1 pseudogene is annotated in these 271 nt (G+C 55.4%); it reads right to left on the bottom strand.

From position 1 onward, the window contains the following. A pseudogene (locus SB773_RS31885) lies at positions 1-271 on the bottom strand (ammonium transporter); the annotation flags it as partial.

Genomic DNA, 271 nt, shown 5'->3' with positions numbered 1-271 from the left:
AAGCGGTGATAGCTACCAATGCTGCCAGTACGCCATTTAACATGCTTGGGATGTCTGCTTTGCCCATCACGATCCAGGAGATGGCGAGTGCAGCGACAGCGCCTGCGGCTGTTGCCAGATTTGTCGTGACAGCGACATAGCCGAAGAATCCAGAGGTGCTGCCGAGAGTGGAGCCAGCGTTAAATCCAAACCAGCCAATCCACAGAAACAATACCCCCAAGACCGAGTAGACCTGATTGTGCCCGGGTATGGAATTGGAGCTGCCGTCCCG

Origin of the sequence: Bacillus sp. SIMBA_074 (assembly GCF_046534555.1) — a bacterium.
GTDB classification, from domain to species: Bacteria; Bacillota; Bacilli; order Bacillales; family Bacillaceae_G; genus Bacillus_A; species Bacillus_A mycoides.
Note: the sequence above shows the minus strand (reverse complement) of the source record. Positions and strands in the feature narration are given on the sequence as shown.